General features: G+C 42.3%; 15 protein-coding genes and 1 other RNA gene. 11 read left to right on the plus strand and 5 right to left on the minus strand.

The window, feature by feature from the left end; genetic code table 11:
- Positions 1–19 precede the first annotated feature (19 nt).
- From rnpB to HUZ36_RS13785, 9 genes are all read left to right on the plus strand, one after another.
- An RNA gene (rnpB, locus tag HUZ36_RS13745) (RNase P RNA component class A) lies at positions 20–390 on the plus strand.
- Between the two features lie 227 nt (positions 391–617).
- Positions 618–2,093, plus strand: a complete 1,476-nt coding sequence (locus HUZ36_RS13750; protein ID WP_176033149.1) for a serine hydrolase domain-containing protein — start codon at positions 618–620, stop codon at positions 2,091–2,093.
- 200 nt (positions 2,094–2,293) lie between these two features.
- The gene (gene dusA, locus HUZ36_RS13755; RefSeq protein ID WP_128731584.1) at positions 2,294–3,313 is read left to right on the plus strand and encodes a tRNA dihydrouridine(20/20a) synthase DusA; all 1,020 of its coding nucleotides are present in this window, start codon (positions 2,294–2,296) and stop codon (positions 3,311–3,313) included.
- 179 nt (positions 3,314–3,492) lie between these two features.
- On the plus strand, positions 3,493–4,149 hold the full coding sequence (locus tag HUZ36_RS13760; RefSeq protein WP_176033150.1) for a PspA/IM30 family protein: 657 nt from the start codon (positions 3,493–3,495) through the stop codon (positions 4,147–4,149).
- Positions 4,150–4,196: 47 nt separating this feature from the next.
- Positions 4,197–4,406: a PspC domain-containing protein gene (locus tag HUZ36_RS13765; protein ID WP_125251139.1), complete on the plus strand. Its 210-nt coding sequence runs from the start codon at positions 4,197–4,199 to the stop codon at positions 4,404–4,406.
- 23 nt (positions 4,407–4,429) lie between these two features.
- A complete protein-coding gene (locus HUZ36_RS13770) occupies positions 4,430–4,771 on the plus strand; it encodes a hypothetical protein (RefSeq protein ID WP_125251138.1) in 342 nt (113 codons plus the stop codon).
- 92 nt (positions 4,772–4,863) lie between these two features.
- A complete protein-coding gene (locus HUZ36_RS13775; protein ID WP_176033151.1) occupies positions 4,864–5,388 on the plus strand; it encodes a copper chaperone PCu(A)C in 525 nt (174 codons plus the stop codon).
- A gap of 16 nt (positions 5,389–5,404) precedes the next feature.
- Complete coding sequence (locus HUZ36_RS13780; protein WP_125251136.1) at positions 5,405–6,391, plus strand: DUF2333 family protein; 987 nt, start codon at positions 5,405–5,407, stop codon at positions 6,389–6,391.
- Between the two features lie 4 nt (positions 6,392–6,395).
- Positions 6,396–7,157 (plus strand): TIGR04219 family outer membrane beta-barrel protein, encoded by a 762-nt coding sequence (locus HUZ36_RS13785; RefSeq protein ID WP_128731580.1) that lies wholly within the window; start codon positions 6,396–6,398, stop codon positions 7,155–7,157.
- A 269-nt stretch (positions 7,158–7,426) separates the two neighbouring features.
- Here HUZ36_RS13785 and HUZ36_RS13790 read toward each other — a convergent pair whose 3' ends face one another.
- Together HUZ36_RS13790 and HUZ36_RS13795 are read right to left on the minus strand one after the other, a co-directional pair.
- Entirely contained in the window at positions 7,427–8,305 is an 879-nt protein-coding gene (locus HUZ36_RS13790; protein WP_125251134.1) for a TIGR03899 family protein, read from the minus strand.
- Position 8,306: 1 nt separating this feature from the next.
- A complete protein-coding gene (locus HUZ36_RS13795) occupies positions 8,307–8,789 on the minus strand; it encodes a hypothetical protein (protein ID WP_125251133.1) in 483 nt (160 codons plus the stop codon).
- A gap of 220 nt (positions 8,790–9,009) precedes the next feature.
- Here HUZ36_RS13795 and HUZ36_RS13800 point away from each other — a divergent pair, with 220 nt between their 5' ends.
- Positions 9,010–11,199 (plus strand): bifunctional diguanylate cyclase/phosphodiesterase, encoded by a 2,190-nt coding sequence (locus HUZ36_RS13800; protein WP_176033152.1) that lies wholly within the window; start codon positions 9,010–9,012, stop codon positions 11,197–11,199.
- 123 nt (positions 11,200–11,322) lie between these two features.
- Positions 11,323–11,574 (plus strand): hypothetical protein, encoded by a 252-nt coding sequence (locus HUZ36_RS13805; RefSeq protein ID WP_176033153.1) that lies wholly within the window; start codon positions 11,323–11,325, stop codon positions 11,572–11,574.
- A 684-nt stretch (positions 11,575–12,258) separates the two neighbouring features.
- On the opposite strand, the gene HUZ36_RS13810 is transcribed toward HUZ36_RS13805, so the two are convergent.
- The 3 genes from HUZ36_RS13810 to slmA all read right to left on the minus strand — a co-directional run bounded on the left by HUZ36_RS13810 (position 12,259) and on the right by slmA (position 18,904).
- Positions 12,259–15,171 (minus strand): TonB-dependent receptor plug domain-containing protein, encoded by a 2,913-nt coding sequence (locus tag HUZ36_RS13810; protein ID WP_176033154.1) that lies wholly within the window; start codon positions 15,169–15,171, stop codon positions 12,259–12,261.
- A gap of 278 nt (positions 15,172–15,449) precedes the next feature.
- Positions 15,450–18,218 (minus strand): S9 family peptidase, encoded by a 2,769-nt coding sequence (locus tag HUZ36_RS13815; RefSeq protein ID WP_176033155.1) that lies wholly within the window; start codon positions 18,216–18,218, stop codon positions 15,450–15,452.
- A 98-nt stretch (positions 18,219–18,316) separates the two neighbouring features.
- Positions 18,317–18,904 (minus strand): nucleoid occlusion factor SlmA, encoded by a 588-nt coding sequence (gene slmA, locus HUZ36_RS13820; RefSeq protein WP_125251128.1) that lies wholly within the window; start codon positions 18,902–18,904, stop codon positions 18,317–18,319.
- Positions 18,905–19,055 lie beyond the last annotated feature (151 nt).

Raw genomic sequence — 19,055 nt, forward strand, 5'->3', positions numbered from 1 at the left:
CTGCGTATAATCCACCGCCTGAGTCAGCCGGATAATCGCTGCCTGTGACGAAAATGATCAGGGGGAGGAAAGTCCGGGCTCCAATGGGCAGGGTGCCAGCTAACGGCTGGGGGGCGTGAGCCTACGACAAGTGCAGCAGAGAGAAGACCGCCTAAGTCCTTCGGGACCGGTAAGGGTGAAAGGGTGCGGTAAGAGCGCACCGGGCCACTGGTAACAGTTGGTTGCAAGGTAAACTCCACCCGGAGCAAGACCAAATAGGGTTCCTTATGGTGTGGCCCGCATCGGAACCGGGTAGGTTGCTTGAGCCTAGGAGCGATCCTAGGCCTAGACGAATGATTATCGATCTCCCTCGGGAGAGAACAGAACCCGGCTTATAGGCTGACTCACACCTCAAGCGTAAACATCCCAACATGAGATGTTTACGCTTGAGACTTCCACTTTACTACTTCTTGTTAAATACACCACTTGTTTGTCCATCTCACCACTTTTTATTAATTCTTTTACTACAAATAGCTCTAGATTTAATTTAACCTTTTGATTATAAATGAATTTTAATGTTGGTATAGTACTTGGAAAGATAGCACTATCTCTCAAACGAAATGAGCAATGGAACGAACATGTATAAGAACAACAAAGTATTATTATCAACTGTACTATGGCTTGGCACGCTGTTATGGTCAGCATTATTTTCATCTTTGGTCAAAGCTGAGTCGGTCGATAAGCTGATCAAAACCCTCATGAAAGAAAGACACATCCCGGGCTTACAGTTGGCCGTTATTAAGGACGAAAAAGTTGTTAAGCAAGGAAGTTATGGTTTTGCAGATTTACAGCATCAAGTACCAGTGACGGAGCAGACATTATTTCCGATTAACTCGATGACAAAGGCGTTTACCGGTGTTGCAATTGTGCAGCTCGCTGAGCAAGGCTATTTAAATATTGATGATGAAATTGGTAAGCACTTACCGGAGTTACCAGAGGCTTGGCAGCCACTCAAAATTAATCAGTTAATGGGTCATACAACTGGGTTACCGCCTATCCTCGAATTAAGTGCTGGCTTAGAAACCATTGTACCAAACGATGCAGAGGCCTCATGGCAAGCTATACAAAAGCAGCCTTTTCAATTTACACCTAATTCGCGTTTTAGTTATAACCAAACTGGCTATGTGATTTTGGGTAAAATCATTGATAAATATGTACCAGAAGGGTTTCCTGCTTTTATTACCAAGATGCAGTTAGCACGCGCTAATATGCCGCAAACGGGGCAAGCTGGATTTGATTATCTTGAACGCATGGTGCCTCATCAAGCTCGTCAATATATTCATTTGGGCGAGGGGAATTATAAAAACTTTTACGGTGAATTCCCTTACATACTAAGAACCGCAGCAGGAATGAGCTCAACAGCAACAGAATTGGCTAATTATCTTGTATCGTTACAACAAGGTAAGCTAGTTAAAGAGCTGGATATGCTATGGACACCAGTTAAGCTGAATAATGGTCGCACTGAAGCCTTTAACAACAAAGAAAACGGCTATGCAATGGGCTGGCAGGTAACGCAGCGTAAATATCACCCAGCTATCAGTGCTAGCGGTGGCGACGCGGTGACAGTGATCACCTATCCTGAAGACAAGGTGTCAGTAATCGTGCTTACTAATCTACTGGGTGGGTTACCCATTAGTTTTGTCGATGATATTGCCGCGTATTATATTCCAGAATTTAATGAGCCAAGTAAGCAAAAGGCCTATCAGCCGATGGCATACTTATCGCAGCTCACAGATGAGCGAGGCTTTAGCAACTTTGCCGCGACGTTTGCAACAGCGCAACAAGATACTGGCGTAATGTATGATTTAGAGATTTTGGTGGAGTGGGGCAACAATCTTGTTGAAAATGGCCAAGTTAATAATGGCATTGAAATCTTTAAATTTGTGCTGACGCAAAATAACGAGCAGCCTTATTACCACAGCAGTATCGCACAAGCGTATGAGTTAAATAAGCAATATGCGCAAGCATTTGCGCACTACCAGCAACTACTTACCATCAGCCCAAATAGCCAGTTTGCAAAAAATAAAATGACGGAAGTAGAGCGTTATCTATAAGTCATCAAAAGGCCACAAGCCCGGCAGGTTAAGAGCCGCAAGTTCAAGAGCATGCGGCTTTTTTGTATTTGTTATTGGCAATTATACTTAAGAACTATCAGAAGCTGCGGTATAATACGCAATCATCTCTTTGAGCTATGTACTGCTATAGATAATTAGTACTGCTCGTTGATAGCAAATCTGATTGAGAAAGCCATACCATGAGCCAACAACCAACTCCACCCTTAGCACCACAAACACCGAACCACTGCGTTGACGCCTTTCGCCGCTTTAGCGTTGCACCCATGCTGGATTGGACGGATCGACATTGCAGAACCTTTCACCGTAAACTGACAAAACATGCGGTACTTTACACTGAGATGATCACCACAGGTGCGATTATTTTTGGTAAAGGGGATTATTTGGCATTTGGTGCGCATGAATTGCCGGTAGCGCTACAGTTGGGTGGCTCTGATCCTAAAGCATTAGCAGAATGCGCTAAACGCGCAGAAGAATATGGCTATAGTGAAGTAAACCTGAATGTAGGCTGCCCGTCAGATCGTGTGCAAAATGGTCGCTTTGGGGCGTGTTTAATGGCTGAACCTCAGCTCGTTGCCGACTGTGTGGCCGCAATGAAGGCGCAAGTGAGTATTCCGGTTACAGTAAAGACGCGTATCGGTATTGATGAACAAGACTCTTATGAGTTTCTTACGGCGTTGATTGAAGCTTCAAAGGCCGTTGGCTGTGATGATTTTATTATCCATGCTCGAAAAGCGTGGTTGCAAGGGTTAAGCCCGAAAGAAAATCGCGAGATCCCACCGCTTGATTACCCCCGTGTTTATCAATTAAAGAAAGACTACCCTGATCTGCACATAAGTATTAATGGTGGTGTTAAAACCCTTGAGGAGTGTCAGCACCATTTGGCTCATCTTGACGGTGTAATGGTTGGCCGCGAAGCCTACAGTAACCCGTTTATGTTGTCGCAAGTTGATGAGCTACTGTATGGCGAAGCTGCGTTTACGCAAACTCGCCATCAGGTGGTAAGAAGCATGTATGACTACTTTGAAAGTGAGATGTCGAATGGCGCAAACTTTTGGCATATCGCGCGTCATATGTTGGGTATTTTTCAAAACCAACCTGGTGCGCGAGGCTTTCGCCGCCACTTATCAGAAAATGGCCACAAAAAAGAGGCCGGTATTGAGGTGATGGAAAAGGCACTGTCTTTTGTGCCTGAAGTGTAAAATATATTACTCCCACCTTCAGTGTGAAAAAGACGATTTTATCGTCTTTTTCACTATTTAATGCTTTTCAATTAATCTGGCTACCTTCTAAAAAATATATAACCTCATGATTTAATTTTGTTTTTATTTTTGGCACGGCTCTTGGAATAGTTTAACTATATTATAAAAGGAGCCGAACAATGACCATCATCAACAGAATTGAAGATCTTATCAAAGCAGAATTTAACGCGTTACTAGACAAAGCTGAAGATCCACAAAAACTGACATCTCAGTTGATTCGTGACTTAGAAGAAGCGCTAGCTGACTGTCGTGCAACCGCTGCGGAGTTTATTTGTCAGCAAAAAATTGCACAGCGCCAAATCGAGCAAGCAAATAACGCTTCTGCAACGTGGCAAAGCAAAGCTGAACATGCACTTGAAAAAGGTCGTGAAGATCTCGCTCGCTCTGCCCTTGAGCAAAAGCAGCGAGAAATAGAAAAAGCGCAAGAAGCACAGCAAAAGGTTGATGACCTAGCCCCTGCACTAGAAAAACTCAGTGCAGATGCTGATAAGTTGCAAAGCAAAATTCAACAGTTGAAAGCAAAAGAGAAAGGAATGCTACGCCGTCTGGAGGCAGGGCAAGCAAGGCTAAATATTAAGCAAACACTAAGTAGTGATGAAATGCGCTCAGCGACACGCAAATTTGATGAGTTGGAGCGTAAAGTGGCGCGGATAGAGGCTGAAGTTGAGTCTTACGATTTGGGGCAGCCTGATGTGTGGCAACGCTTTGAAGATGAGCAAAAGCAACAGAAAATTGACGATGAGCTGGCACAATTGAAGCAAAAAATAGCGAGCTAAGCTCGCTTTAAATGACGGCTGAACAACTAAAGCAAAAGGGGATTAAGATGAAAAATAGATATCAATCAACACTGTCTCAAATGAATAGTTCAAAGAAAATCGGCGGCGTTTGTGCGCAATTAGCACAACGCTTTGATATGCCAATTTGGCTAACGCGTTTACTTACAGTACTACTGTTTTTTAAGTTCCCAATGTTTGTAATGTTGGCTTACGGTGTGGCGTGGTTTGCGATGCCAAAAGCCAAATACGATAACTAAGACAAGGTGGCGAGGTAGGCACTATGAAAGTTGTTGCCGGTATATTTTTTGCGTTGGTATGTTTATTGGCGCTTTCGTGGGTGTCGCTACCACTAATGTGGCTGGACATCAGCGACTTGCAATTGGAAATGGGTGTTGACCTAGGTTGGGTCGGTTTTGAGATATTGGCGTTGCTTTTGGCAATCGTGGCCTTGGTGGTAATAGTTGCACTCCTTAGTGCGGGTATTTTAGGTCTACTCCTTATCGTGTTCATTGGGCTAGTAATGACACTGCTATTTAATTCGCTGATTGTCCTATTTCCACTCATCTGTATTATTGCGATAGTGTGGCTAGTGGTTGATAAGTCTGCTCAGGCGCAAGCTTGAGCCTTTGACTTATATTGATGTAGGAGATAAAAACACGCTAAATTGGGATCTGTGATATAGTTATTTGCAGTATAATTCCAAGGAAAGCCAATATGAAATCAAGTGTAATCAAAACCTTATTTTTTGCTTTATCAACTTTTATCGGCTTTAACGCTTTTTCTCATCAAAACGATGAGCAAGCTCACCATCATCATAGTTCTGAGCAGCTTATGGTACACAGCGCGACGGTACGTGCGTTTTTACCGGCAGCGCCCTCAACAGCGGGTTATCTTGTTATCGACAACCCAACCCAACACGACAAAATACTAGTGAAGGCGTCGCTTGAGGGGGTGAAACGCGTTGAAATTCATGAACATATTCACAAAGAAGACATGATGACTATGCAGCGTGTTGATGAGTTGACGATCCCAGCAGGAAAGTCAGTGGTATTTCAACCTGGCGGGTATCACTTAATGGTTTTTGAGCCACTTAAGACACTAAAAGTCGGTGATAAGCACAAGCTTACGCTATATTTTGCTGATGGTGATCGAGTCTACACGATGGCAGGTATCGTGGCACTTGCAGATATGTTTGGTGGTAAAGCAAAGTCAGACACACCACATCACACTCATCATTAACTCTGTGGGGTATTAAATGGGAAATCATACGGGAAAAATTATCTCTGGTATTATCGCTGTCATACTGCTTGGGTATGTTATTGCTGTTTACTGGAGTGTCGAGCCGGATCAGTTTGACGTTGTCGCAGCTGCAAAGGCAGATGCGCAGAAAAATGGTAATACATTAGTTACTGGATATGTGACAACACATACCTTGATAAAAGTGACGGATACCTTGCTGAATAAGCCTGGAGGCTATTTATCTAATGATATGATGCCACCAAGTGTAATAATGGATAATATGCCTGCTTGGGAGTATGGCGCGCTTGAAATGACGCGAGATCTTACGCTTTCGATGCGCAAAGACTTCAGTCGTTCACAATCTCAATCGACAGAACACCCAAGTTTAAAATTAGCTCAACCACAGTTTAATATCAGCTCAACGGCGTGGATGTGGCCAAGTGCTGAAGGTGAATACCAAAAAGGCAACGATTTGTTGCGCCAGTATTTGACGCAAATTTCTGATAACAGTAATCGTGATAGTCAATTTTATGCGCGCGCTGACAACCTGAGAGCTTGGCTAAAAGAAGCTGAAAAACGTATGGGTAGTTTAAGCCAAAGACTCAGCGCCAGTGTTGGTCAAGATAGGCTGAACACAGATTTAGCTGGCGACTCGGCTGCTGATCAGGCAACATCGGCTCCTAGTCATAATGTGGTGAAAACCTCTTGGTGGAAAATTGACGATGTATTTTACGAAGCAAGAGGCGCTACCTGGGCGTTGCTGCATTACCTAAAAGCAGTTGAACATGATTTTAGGCCGGTACTCGAGAAGAAAAATGCGTTGGTGAGCCTTCAACAGATCATTAGAGAACTAGAAGCAACACAGGAAACAGTGTGGAGCCCTATGGTTTTAAACGGTAGTGGGTTTGGCTTAGTGGCGAACCATTCGTTGGTTATGGCAAATTATATTTCGCGAGCCAATGCGGCTCTTATCGAACTTAGTGAACTTTTAGCGCAAGGATAACATCATGAAAAAACACTTTTTAGCAGCGGCATTATCTCTCGCTTGCCTAGCGCCGGCTGCGCATGCAGATACGGTACTTGGACTTTATGTCGGTGCAGAAGGGTGGGATACCGAAACCGAAGGAAGCTTTGCTGAAAAAGGCAATATGCAAACCTTTAATTTTGACGACGAGACGTTTACTAGCTTTTATGCGGCATTGGAGCACCCAGTACCTTTAGTGCCAAATATCAAGTTGCGCTACACCGAACTCGAATTAGCCGGTCAAACGACGCTGACCGAGTCTTTTGACTTTGGCGGCCAAGTGTACACGGTGGGTACCAATGCAACGACGAGTGCCGATCTAAACCATATTGATTATACGCTGTACTACGAAGTACTAGACAGCGACTTGTTGACGTTTGACTTTGGTTTGAACTTCAAACAATTTGACGGCTCAATTATGGTTACAGGTACTGCGAATGGCCAAACTAGAACGGAAGAAGTTGAGTTTTCGGGCTTTGTACCTTTAGGTTACTTACGTGGTGAAGTTGGATTACCATTAACTGGGCTAAGCATTTTTGCTGAGGGCAGTATGTTGGCGATTGACGATAGTAAAATTCAAGATTATCAAGTAGGTCTTGCTTACGAGTTCATCGATAATATGGCTGTTGATGTTGCCGTTAAAGTAGGTTATCGCTCAATGGTACTTGAGTTAGATGATATTGATGATATTTATACTGATTTAGATGTATCGGGACCTTTTGCTGGGATCCAGTTACATTTCTAACTTAAAAACAGCTATAAAATGATAAATAACCTGAGCTTTAGAGCATTAATGCCTTTCTAGCAGCCAGTTTTAGCGCTAACTGCGTTGAATTCACTCCCAATTGCCAACTATTGGGAGTAAACTCGCCTTGCCTACAGAATGTAGGTACCTTAGCGAGAGCAGGACACGGGAGCGGATTTTTCCCTAAAGCTCTGGCTAGACAAGGGGAAAACTAAGTTGTGTTTTAGCAACAATGAGTTGGAACATTCTTTATCCAAACCTCTGGTTAGTTATCTACTTTCCCACTCTAGTAAAAACTCATTCTCTAGTGCTTTTTCTAGTAGTTGCTTATAGTTTTTGTTGATTGGATTTTGTAGTAGCTTTTTCAGCTCATCTCCTGTCTGCGTTAGTTTGTAGTAACTTAATACGAGGTCATTAGACTTGGCTGTCAGTGTGAGCTTTTTACGCTGATAAACCAGCTGCATAGATTGCCCTTTTTGCAAAGAAGCAGACTCTATCTCTTGTCGATACAGGATATTGATATCCATGAGTGTCAGTACGTTCGGAAAGCTTAACCCCGCTTGGCTAAGGTTTACAGATTCAGTACTGCCTTTTCTCAACAAATCAAAAATAGATGGCTTTTTATAGTAACCGTGAAGTATCAAATAGCTATCTTCTTTTTCCAAGTAACCGCAAAGCGGTGCACACTTTTGCAGTGCCGTTGCTTCGCGTTGTGTCATCATTTTCAATGTTTGCAGACTTTTAATTGAAAATGTACCAGGGTTGATACTTTCGCCGACTAAAATCTTTGCCCATAACTTTTGCATTGAGTGATTGGCAATGTCTTCAGCCATCGTATTAAAGTGCGCTAGCCAATCTGGATCTGGTCGACCTCTTGAAGTTACCTCAGGGCAGATTGTGAGTGACATGCCCATAATAGTTTCTAAATTTTGCTGCTGTTGGATTTTTATCAATTGCTGACGCTTTAGCGCGCGCTTCAGCGTGCTGTGCGGGGTGCTGACGGTATATTGATTATCTTTGTTCTTATCAGACTGGTAATGGTCATTCTGTGTCACGAGAGGAGTGATCCTTTTGACCATTGGGTAGCCAAGCTGCTCTTCAATAGAAAGTGCCAGTGCTGACTTTACCTGTGCATTTTTGACTGCCATATCATGCTCTTAATTTATAATGTGTGTTCATATGGTTAACGGCAGAGTCTGTGATTTGCTGCAAATATTGCTGCATAAATAGGGCAATAAAGCTTCCTAAAAATGGAGTATTCACTCTGCCTTCGATGGAGACCATTAATTGTGTATCGGCTTGTGCAGTCAATAAGTTAAGGGTTATGTTGGCAAAGTGTTCATCATCAATATATAAAGATAACCCAAGATGTTGAGCCGTACTTTTGGTCACGGTTAACTCAGCTTCGCCCCATGGATGGACTAAAACCGCTGAACTACCTACGTGTTGCTTCTTTGGGAGTATTCGAAAATAAACACTCTGTGTTGATTGCCAATTAAATAGTGTTGGCCAGTGAGTTAACACAAGGGGAGTTAGCGCAGTGTTCGTTACTTCAGCTCTGCTTTGCTTCACTACTTTATAGTCGTGCGGCATCGCTAATCCTGAAATGATAATCAGCAGTGCTAGAAGCATCAGCGTTCTCATGGGAGTCGATAGTCGTTTGATACAAAATCCTCTTTAGTAAAAAGTATGCTAAATCATCTATTTTGTTCTATGCTCGACTATAATATTTCACGTTTTTTAATCAAACTGAACTGTAATAGTAAAAATGTACCATATTTTATTTGATGGTAAACACTGCGTTGGATCAGTGCCTATAATTAAAGAGTAGTACGGATTTAAAGGGTAAAGCATGGCACCTGAGCAAGATGATTATTTGTTTGCAGAGCACGATGAAGTTACTCAAGAAGAAGAAATAACAAGTGCTTTTTGGGATGTATTAGTTGTTGATGATGATCCAGAAATTCATTCTGTTACTAAACTTGCTCTGTCAAACCTAGAATTTTGGGGTAAAAGACTCAGGTTTTTGCATGCCTATTCAGGCGCTGAGGCAATCGAAATACTAAAACAGCAAAATGACATTAGCATTATGCTGCTTGATGTTGTGATGGAAACCGATGACGCTGGTCTTAATGTGGTGCGTAGGGTTCGTGAAGAAATTAAAAATATGGCAGTGCGAATTATCATGCGTACTGGTCAGCCAGGTTATGCGCCTGAAGAAAAAGTCATTAGAGAGTTTGATATTAATGACTATAAAATGAAGACGGAGCTTACACGTAGCAAGCTTGTTACCTCCCTACTTACCGCAATTCGATCTTATCAACAGATCTGTGAACTTGAAGCCCAAAGCCATGCGCTTGAGCACATATTAACTGCTTCTCGAGCCATACTTGGTCACACCGATATGAGTTCCTTTGCCGCCGCAGTGGTCGCACAATTGGCTAATATACTAAGGGCGCCTGGTGAAGGGGTGGTGATAGGTTCCCCTGAGGATGAAGTGCACTTGCGGGTGTTTGGTGGTAGTGAGGAATATCGGGCATTTTTTGGTCATGGTATTGAGCAGCTCGATAATGGCCGCGTTATCATGCAGGTGCAAAACTGTATTGATACAGAAACACATCAATCTACCGAGCATGATGTTACATTTTTACTGGAGAGTAAAAACAAAAAAGCTGCGATATTCTTAGAGCTGGAGACTGAGCCATCCGCGGCACAACTGAAGTTTGCGGAAATATTTTTAACCAATGTTGGTGTCGGCTTGGACAATATTAAATTATTTCACGAATTACGTGAGGTAGCGTACAAGGACAATCTCACTAAACTTCCAAACCGCACTAATTTCATTGAGAAGATTGAGGGCTACTTTAACCAACAGCAGTCGCTTGTATTTATCCTCATCGATATTGCCCAATTTTCAGACATTAATAATGGTTTGGGACAGGAGGTTGGTAATTTGTTACTGCAAGGGGTTGCAGAGCGTATTGCTATGGAATTTCCTGAAGCCCAGCTGATATCAAGGATAGGTGCTGACGTCTTTGGTTTGTTATTAGCAGAGGCACAATTTGACGAAGCATCATTTATAGACAACTTATGCGTGCCGTATCAAGTTGGTGAACATGTGTTGACAATGCACTTTCATATCGGCGTATGCCGCCAAGAGGACTTTCAGGCGCAAGGTATAGAAACCCTAAAGCTGGCATATATTGCCTTGAACCAAGCTAAACAATCTAGTATTCCACTTGATTGGTATACGCCTGACCTTGAAGAAAAAATGGCGTGGAAGCTCGGCTTGATCAGGCAGCTTCGCCAAGACTTTGAGATGAATAAGCTAGAAGTGTGGTATCAACCACAATTTTCTATTGCAGATCGAAAAGTGATTGGCTGTGAAGCGTTACTACGGTGGCCTTCTGGAAATGGTAACTACATTTCACCAGGGATTTTTGTGCCTTTGGCAGAGAATGCAGGCTTAATCGTCGAGATAGGTCAGTGGGTGCTAGAGCAAGCTTGTCAACTTCAAGCGACTTTACAGCAGCAAGGGTATGGTAATTTAAGTGTTGCGGTGAACGTATCAGTACCCCAGTTTAAAGTTCCTCATTATGCACAACAAGTTAAAGATACCATCCGTGCTTTCAATGTCGATCCCAAGCATATTGAGCTAGAAGTCACAGAAAGTGTCGTTATGGACGAAGTTAACGCGGTGATTAATACACTACAAGAGTTGCAGGAGTTTGGTGTTGAAGTCGCCATTGATGACTTTGGTACAGGCTTTTCTTCTTTAAGTTATTTACAAAGACTGCCGCTTGCTAGATTAAAAATAGACCGCGCTTTTGTGAAAGACATACCGCATGATGACAGCGGTGCGATTGCTGATCTTGTGATCTCACTGAGCCAAATGTTAGGGCTGAAGACGATTGCAGAGGGAGTTGAAACTGAGGATCAAATGGCGGTGCTACAAAAGCTTGGATGTGATGAAGTACAAGGGTTCTTGCTTGCGAAACCGATGCCAGAAAAGAAATTACTGGAGTTCTTAAAGTCAAATTAGTCAATTATGTTGTTAAAATCGGTGCAATTGCTTTTCTTTGTAATGTTGATTAGACTAAAGTTTGAACACTTCGTTCTGAAGTGTACTTAGGTACTTTATATAATTAATAATAAAGGATTTGCTATGAAAATCGCAGGAATTTGTGTGGTTCTATTGGGACTTCTGTCGGGTTGTAGCTCGACAACCGAGTCAGCAAAAAATAATAATGAGGGCAAGATAGCTAAGAATCAAGAAGATCTATACTGTAAGCAAGATATCATCACTGGTAGTAAATTTACAAAGCGAAGATGCCGTACAAAAGATCAGCTTGAATCTGAACAACGTGCTGCAAAAGACATGCTTAACCGACAGCAAAATACTGTTGGCAAACAATAATTTTTGTTTTTAGGTGAGCAATTGTTTTAGTTGAGTGAGCCGTTGCTCACTGTACAGAAAGCTTCTCTGATAGGGGAACCATTTCCCTGTCTCTCCAATTTTAATTACGCGTTTGCTTTACTTAGTTTGGGTAGGCAAATTTATGCAAGAGATATTGCTCCAGGAGTCGTCATCACTTTACTCCAACTTACTTCCTTTATTTAATTGTGCTTACCATACCTGAACGTTAATGATACAGGGTATTGCTGTGTGTTCAGTATCTTGTGTTTTAACAGCTGTTACTCCTTACTACAGCGTTAAATTCGTTTGCAACAGAGCAGCTATTGACATACAAGTTTTCCTTTTATTTAGAAATAACATTTGGATAGATCGACATTACACTTTTGAACATGGATATTTTAGTTGACTAACTAACTTTTGTTTCGGGTTCCGGTTAGTTAATATGAAGGATTAAACCCGATGCTAGCTACGATAAAAATTATCTTAGAACAACCCAAAACTTTGGCGATAGTAGCAGGCAGAAGCGTAGCTAGCAGAAAAGGGCAAGATGAAAGGTGGAGGTTTAACAAATATTTGTTCACGAGGGAGTATAATTAAAAAGTGATGAGAGTGATCTTAAAGTCAAAAGCCCCCACAAGTTATTAACTTATGGGGGGAGTTATGCTAAATCTTTCGAATTCTAGACTATAGTCTAAATGTGAAACCTGCGAAGATATAGCGGCCCAAAGAATCATAGAAACCAGGGTAAATGTTACCATTTGCTGGACCTGAAGGACCATTTGGTACTAGTGGAGCAGTATTATCAAAGACATTATTCACACCACCTCGGAATTGCAGGTTATCAGATGCATTCCAAGTCACTGCAATATCAAGGTAGTCACGTGCAGTCAATGGTACTGGTCCATCGATTACTTGACCCTCGTCATTTCGTGCAAACTCCTTCACTTCACTTACATAACGATAGGTTGCTGTTATGTTTGCGTCCCAAGGAGTGACCCAAGTTGTTGAGAAGTTTGTTTTAAAGTCAGGAACAGGGTACTCACATACCGCTCTATCCCAGCGACCAGCACAGTCGTCAATATCACCACCCGGTAAGTTTTGTGTTGCAAATTTATCTAGCCATGTACCGATTAGCTTAAAGCGTAAAAGACCCATGTCATCAGGTAGGCTATAACGATAAGAAGCATCGAAATCAATACCGCTTGTTTCTACACTACCAATGTTGGTATCAATCGCTGTGATCGAGTCCTGGCTTAACCATAAAGAGCCAGTCGGACCACGGTTGATAAGTGCACAGAACTGATCGTTACCATTAATCGCACACTGGTTGAAGATTGTTGCTTCAGGGATTTCTTGAATTGCATTTTCAACAGTAATGTCGAAGTAGTCAATAGCAATGTCTAAGCCTTCAATAGCGTCAGGGGATAGTAGAATACCGAATGAAACAGTGTCTGACTTTTCTGGTTCTAGATCTGGGTTACCACCAGTGATACTGTTGTATTGACCTGCAGGGCTGATAAGTGCGTTTGAACCATATTTAGATGGGTCAAGACCTGTTCTTGCACATTGCTCAACCGTTAAAGTTGGGTTGTCACCACCACATGGATCTTCCCAGTTAAACAAACCTAAGCCAGCAGATCTGAATAGGTCACGCACGTTGCCTGCACGTACAGCACGCTGAAAGCTTGTTCTCAAACCAAGTTGATCATTAACACGAATATCAAACGCACCTTTATAGGTATTAGTCGTTTTGTCCGTTGAATAATCAGAGTAGCGATAAGCTAACTCTAGTGTAATATAATCAGCAAATTCAGAGTCTTCAACTAATGGCACGTTGAGCTCCGTAAAGAATTCATTGACGTCAAACTCACCACTTACGCCAAGAACAGGACCACCTTGACCCGCACCATCACCTGATTCGAAGCCTTGATCTGGATTAAAATCTAGCGATTCTTTTCTGTGCTCAAGACCAAATACTACGCCCACACCAGTAGAAGTACCTGGTACTACAACACCATAATCTGTAAGATCACCGGTAACATAGCCGCTAATTTGTTTTGTTCTGGTGTCACCGCGAGCAAATAAAGGTATCGTTAGGTAATCTATTTGTTCTTGCGTGATTTTCGATGGATCAAATATGTTCCATGGAATACAAGTTGGATCGCTACCATCTACAACTGACTTACATACCACATTACCATCGTCATCAGTTGTAGCTTGCAATGAACGAATGATTCGGGTAGTCGACATGTCGTTTTGGTAAGTTTGACTATATGACACGTTACCGAAATTCATATATGCATCATAAATCCAATTGTCATCGATTTCACCGCGAATACCTAGTACAAAACGAGTTGAGGTATGGCGAATATCGTCTTGACGAGGTCCACCTTCAACATTTCGTTTACCGATAAAGGCACCCTCAACAATACCATTTGTTGCGACACCATCAGGCCCACAAAGTGTGTTTCTTTGTGAAGCTGAAAGTAGCGGGTTATCACAGCTAATATCAACTTCATTCAGGAATGAACCTGAAGGAGCAATTTGTGCTACAGTGCGGTTATCCATGTAGTTAAATTCAGCATAAAAGGTATGGCTGTCATTAAAGTCATAATGACCTAGCAAGCCAAATGTTTTACGTTTGTCTGGACGTTGGAAGTAGTTAAGAGGGCCAAAGTTATAAACCGTGCCATCAGTAGGAACGAAGTCAGTGCCAGATACTTTGTAGTCGTAAGTGTCAAAATCGGTAATACGGCCTTCTGGAATTGTTCCTGACCCCCCGCAAATGCGAGTACCTGTGGCGTTTATGTTCATAGCACAAGCACTGTAATCACGATTGTCTTGCGTTACTTCTTCGATATCACGCCAAGTTGCATAACCTGTGATGTTTGCACGACCATCTGCAGAGTTAGCACCAAAAGTTAAAGAGATATCATGAGTATCACCGTCCCATTGACTACCATCAGGTACTGGGAAGCCTCTTTCATTCAGCGCTCGTTGCATGTCTTTGTGGTCGTTATCATGTTGATAAACACTACCTTGATATTCAACTTGGAAGCCTTCAAAGTCATCTCTCATGATAAAGTTTACAACACCAGCAACAGCATCAGAACCGTATGTTGCTGACGAACCACCAGTAAGAACATCAACACGTTCTACCAATGCTGCTGGGATCTGGTTAAGATCAGCACCGATACCTCCTGCGACAGGAGAGCCAGAAGGCAAACGACGTCCATTAACTAGTACCAATGTACGTTCTGTGCCTAAGTTACGTAGATTCACTGTGGCGGTACCTGTAGCTCCATTTGCTTGCCCTGAAGTTTGGTCAGCAAAGATTGCGGGCATATCGTTGAGTAGATCTTCTACCCTCGTAATACCAGCAACTTTAATGTCTTCGGCTGTAACACTTGTGACAGGGCTTGCACCAGTCATAGCTGCTCGCTTGATACGAGTACCAGTAACCTCTATGCGTTCTACACTATCAGTAGCGTCGACGTCTGCTTCTTCAGCGTGCGCAGTACTTGATATGCCAGCAGTCAGCGTTGAACAAGCAAGCAAAGACAGCCTGATTGTTGCTGATAAGTTAGAAAGTTTCATCTTATTTCCTTATTTCTTTATTTCTTTATTTATTTTTTAGCAGAGTAGGAAAATGTACCTGCAACATAGAACTTACATTGCATCTATGTAAAGTTCAATGATTCGTTTATAAAACCGTCAAATGTAATGATGATATGGGCTTTTGTATATGAAATCAGATGAAGGCAAGTTGAAATAAAGCATTTTTAAACAAAAACTGTATAAAGAGGTAGGTCGGTGTTGCCAAAAAAAAAGGACACCGAAATGGTGTCCTTGATGGTTAATACCAGAAGTGCCGATTACTCTTCAGTGATAAATGCCTCACCTGAGGTTATCCACTTGGCTGGTGGCATCCCCTTTAGGTGGTAGTCAAAATATTCTTTCATACGAATTGAAAAATCGACTTGGTTAGGGAACTGTTTTAGGTGGTGCGGCTCACCTTCGTATTGTAAGAAAATAGCGTCTTTATCATGTCTTCTTAATGCTAAATAGTATTGAATACCTTCTTGCCAAGGTACTGCGCCATCTTTATCGCCAAACATGATGAGAATAGGCGTATTTACTTTATCTGCAAAAAACACCGGAGAGTTTTCGATATATAAATCGGGTGCTTCCGTCAGTGTTTTACCAATACGGCTTTGCCCTGATTCATACTGAAATTGTCTCGCAAGGCCTGACTTCAAGCGAATACCACTGTATGCAGAGGTCATGTTTGAAACCGGTGCACCAGAGACAGCCGCTTTAAACATATCCGTTTGGGTGATCATAAATGCACTTTGGTAGCCCGCCCAAGAGTGACCTTGCAAGCCAATTTTTTCAGGATCCGCAACACCCATATCTATCAGCGCTTGAGCTGCATTGATCATGGTTTGTGTAGATGACGGACCTGGATGACCCACCTCAAAACGAATATCCGGTAAGAATATCGCATAGCCATTTGAAGTGAACATCGGGAAGTTTGGCCTGTGATTTAGCTCCATTTTTGGGAAGTCATACATACGCTGACTCATATAACGATAGAAATAAATGACCACAGGCACTTTATCACCAGCTTTATAGTTGGCAGGTTTGATTAGTACACCTTGTAGTGCTTCGCCGTTATAGCCCTTGTATTGCACAAGCTCAGGCTTTTGACCCCAAGCAAAAGTTTGCTGTTGTGGATTCAAGTTAGTGAGCTTGGTAGGCTGAGCGAACTGGCCATTTGTGACCCAGTAATCAGGAAATTCATGATAGGACTGCCTAGTTACTAAGTAAGTGTCTGCGTCTTTGGATTTCTTGACTACACGATGTTTTGATTCACCTGCTAACACATGCTGCAACTGGCCGCCTTTTAGTGCAAGTGTGGCGATATGTGTTTGCTTATTTTCGAGGTTATGTGCCCGCAAAACCATGGTGTCATCAGCCTTAAAGCCAAGGCTATCTTTAGGTTTATATTCAATGCGGTATTGGGTTTTTGTTTTGTAACCATCAGTTAAGCGTGTCGCATTAAATGTGCTGGTATCAAATGCCCAAATGTCATATTTACTGTAAGCGTAAAGTACGGAGCCATCAAGCTGCCAACCAGCAAAACCATAGCCAGAGTTTGGTCCGGGGTAATCGTGCTTGTCATCAACAAATATCGCCTCTTTTACCGCTTGGCTAATGGCTGTGCGCTTTTGAGTGGAGAGTGCTGTTAACCACAGTTGCTCGCCGTCAAAATATGCAGCATGTTTACCCGTTGGTGAAAGGCTTGGACGATTGGCACTTTCTTTTACGATGAGCTGGGCATGTCCAGAATTGACGTTTACAGCGTAATAATCTTGATAAAAGCCTTTATACATGATTTGTTTTAGATAAGGCTCATCATTACTACCTAATACAAAGTTTGCATTGCTACGTAATGTAATGCTTGGCACCTGTTGGTTTTCAAGTTGGACTATGCGCTGGCCATTAATATGAAACACCGCTTGGTAGTGTTGATCGCGGCGACTTTCATTCCATGTTTTTATTTCTCTGGGCTTTATCTCAAGATCAGCGTTATGCCAAACTTTCAAACCTTTTTGCTCACGGATTGTGTCGTAATCATAAAGTGAGCGCTCATCTTCGTATTTAGCTGCTGGTACTTTTGCCTCCAAAACCGGGCGGTTTTCAAAAAAGAGACGAGTACTATCTTCTGACCATTCTAATTTTGCAGTCTTACCTGAAAACCAGCCGCTGGGGTTAGTGATGTCAGTCAGCTTATTGTCTACAGGAGACCATAGTTTTAGCTGGTAGTCGCGGCGGCGCTTATCATCGTTAACATAGTTACCTAAATAAAATGCAACTCGCTCGGCATTTGGCTGCCAAGCAATATCACCTAAGGTTACACCGGGCTCATCTATCAAGCTGGTAAGTTGAAGGTTTTGTAAATCAACAAATGCGACGCGGTTTTTTCCGCCATCTTCGCTATGTTGGCTGACAAGGATACCGCGGCTGTCTGGTGCTAAATCATAAGCTGCTATGTTGTCGTAACGAGTACTCTTGTTGGTTGTGAGGTTGGTGACAACTAAGGTAAGTGCTTGGTCTTTCTTATCTGCTGTGATTTTCAGATCGCTTGAGGCTTTTTCGTCTTTGGCTGCTGACTCTGCTTGCTTAGTACTCTTTTTATCTTCCCGATATACCAGCCATAACCCATCATCTGATAGTTGGTAATCCTTCACATCAGCAAAGGTGTGCTGCGCTTTAGTGTGTGTATTGACTAACACTAAGTTATTTTTTAGCGCTTTTTTTTCTTTTTTACTGGCAGTTTCTTTAGCGAGTAAAGTGGGAACCTGAGTAAAGCTAACCCATTGTGCATTTTTATTAATGACAGGGTTTGTGCCGCGTGGCACCGTAGCGATTAAGGTATGATTTTTTAATGCGTACACTTGCCCTTCGCTATCGCCACGGTAGGGCTTAGCGCTCAAGCCAAGGTAATTTCCTTGCTCGGACATGACGGTGCCATGAGGGTAACGAAAATCAAAAACGTCTTTAAATTCAAGACTGGGCTTTGCTGCAAAACTGCTAGCACTGATGAGTGCAGCGCTTAGCAAGGATAGTTTTAAAGTCATAAGATGAGCATTTTAGTTAATTATTTATTGTATTTTTATCACTTTTATCTGTGAAACTAAAATGCTCTGCGGTGTGAGGTGGCTATTAAGCGACTAAATCACAGCCAAATTTTCTCTAGTTCAACCCATTGTTTATCAAACTGTGCTGTTGGCTTTGCTTTAAAGTCACTGCGCACAAATTGGTTCATTTTGCCTTCAACAAATGCCAAAAAGAAGTTCGCAAGGACACTTTCCTCACTTGTAAACGCCTTGCCTTCACGAAGCTTGCGCTCTCTTAATACTTGTTTGAATTGTGTTTCTAACTTTTCAAATAAGCTTTGCACGCGCTCACGCAAACGCTCTTGTTCACCTTGCAAAGCGTCACCTGTTAGGATCCGCGTGATCCCCGGGTTCTTTTCGGCGAAAGTAAGTAGTAACGTCAGAATATTGTAAATGCGGCTACGCGTTTCTTTTTCATTTTCTAAAATTAAATTGATACGCGATAGTAAAGTATCTTCGATAAATTCAATTAAGCCTTCAAACATTCGCGCTTTACTCGGAAAGTGGCGATATAGTGCAGCTTCAGATACACCGACCTCGGTGGCCAGCTTAGCGGTGGTGATACGTTGCCCCGGACTGGTTTCCAGCATCTGTGCGAGAGATTGAAGTATTTGCTCTTTGCGATTACTGCGTTTTGTCGCTGGCATGAAATTTCCCTTATTTTTCTAATTGTTATGTTTTTTGTCGGGTTTATTAAGCACAGAGAGTAATGCACAGCCATGTAAACCCCGACTCGTTTACACGCTATCGAGGTATCATGTTAATGTTTTATTCAGTTTCTTTCCAGTTTTTTACATG

The sequence above is a fragment of the Pseudoalteromonas sp. McH1-7 genome (genome assembly GCF_013366255.1).
Classification (GTDB): domain Bacteria; phylum Pseudomonadota; class Gammaproteobacteria; order Enterobacterales; family Alteromonadaceae; genus Pseudoalteromonas; species Pseudoalteromonas peptidolytica.